The following is a 1,535-nucleotide window of genomic DNA, read 5'->3' as shown; positions in this document are numbered from 1 at the left end:
GAAGCATTCACGCTAACGCGTGCATACACCAATCTGTCCAGGGAGAACAGTAGCTAAACGTATTGATGTAACCTTTTGATATACTTATAATCTTTATAAATTAAAAGGTTATTTCCAAAACAGTCAACAAATTATTGCAGTTTTATTATTATTGTTTCCATCCGGAAGGATTTGTAGTTTGCAGCAAGAATATGTAAAAGATAAATAATTTTGGGGGATTATGTTTTGAACACAGCGCAAATGACAGTAGCACAAATTTCTTCATTATTATCGAACCAAGATATTTCCTTAGATATAATAGCAAGACTAAAAGCAGATGCTCGTGTATCGGTGCGGCGGCTGGTAGATAAATGGGAATCCCGCCGGCAGCGGGATTTACAGGAAAAAGAGCGTATTTATGCACTCTACCAATATGAGCGGCAATTACAAAGCAAGGGATACAATTTAGTTGCGGGTATTGATGAAGCCGGCAGAGGACCTTTAGCAGGTCCGGTAGTAATTGCTGGTGTTATTTTGCCGCCTGACTGTTATTTGCCAGGGTTAAATGATTCAAAAAAACTTTCAGCCGCACAGCGGGAAAAGTTATACCAAGATATTATAAAGGTTGCTATTACAGTAAACCGTTGTATCGTGAGTGCGGAGATCATTGATAAAATGAATATTTATCAAGCAACTTTGAAAGGTATGTACAAAGTCATTGAAACTATGTCGCCAGCACCGCAAGCGGTACTCATCGATGCCGTACCGTTATCGCTTACGATACCTGCGCAATCAATTATCGGTGGCGACCAGGTCAGTGCGTCAATTGCTGCGGCGTCCATCGTTGCCAAAGTAGAACGGGACGAAATTATGAACCAACTTGATAGCCAATATCCTATGTACGGGTTTAGACGCAATAAAGGATATGGTACGCAGGAACATATGGATGCTCTTGCCAAATATGGACCATGCATCTATCACCGCCAAAGTTTTGCACCGGTTAAGGAATCGCGTTAGGTAATATTTACCGTGAAGGAGATAATATTTTGCCAGATCAAAAACGTGACCCAATAATCCAAGCAGTTGCCTTGCAATATGATCAACAGGACAATCAAGCACCTAAAGTAATAGCCAAAGGGACAGGTTTGGTTGCTGATAAGATTTTAAGTACGGCTAAAGAACATGGAATCCCGGTATATCAAAACAAGACGCTGACAGGAATGCTTATGGCTGTTGAACTAGATAGAGAAATACCGCCTGAACTATATCAAGCTGTTGCTGAAGTTTTGGCATATATTTACCGGTTAGACCAGCATATAGGTAAGCAGCGTAAGTAATTCCGGTGGAGGATGCTATGAACCATATTGACATTGGCAATAAAGGCGAACAATCTGCTGTAAATTATTTGGGTACTCTCGGATATAAAATTATAGCTACCAAATATCGGACCAAAACTGGCGAAATTGACATTATTGCCAGAGATAAAGATTGTCTGGTTTTTGTTGAAGTTAAGACTAGGCGCTCCATTTCGTACGGGTTTCCGGCTGAGGCTGTCA

At 40.7% G+C, this 1,535-nt stretch carries 3 protein-coding genes; all 3 read left to right on the top strand.

Going from position 1 to position 1,535, the window contains the following annotated elements:
* Positions 1 to 225 precede the first annotated feature (225 nt).
* Positions 226 to 996: a ribonuclease HII gene (rnhB, locus tag AC29Z1_RS17825; RefSeq protein WP_488272772.1), complete on the top strand. Its 771-nt coding sequence runs from the start codon at positions 226 to 228 to the stop codon at positions 994 to 996.
* Positions 997 to 1,025: 29 nt separating this feature from the next.
* The gene (locus AC29Z1_RS17820; RefSeq protein WP_488272771.1) at positions 1,026 to 1,316 is read left to right on the top strand and encodes an EscU/YscU/HrcU family type III secretion system export apparatus switch protein; all 291 of its coding nucleotides are present in this window, start codon (positions 1,026 to 1,028) and stop codon (positions 1,314 to 1,316) included.
* A 17-nt stretch (positions 1,317 to 1,333) separates the two neighbouring features.
* The coding region (locus AC29Z1_RS17815; protein ID WP_488272770.1) for a YraN family protein at positions 1,334 to 1,535 on the top strand (202 nt) is incomplete at its 3' end.

Source organism: Sporomusa sp., assembly GCF_057736855.1.
The sequence above is the reverse complement of the archived record's forward strand: the minus strand, read 5'-3'. Positions and strand labels throughout refer to the sequence as shown.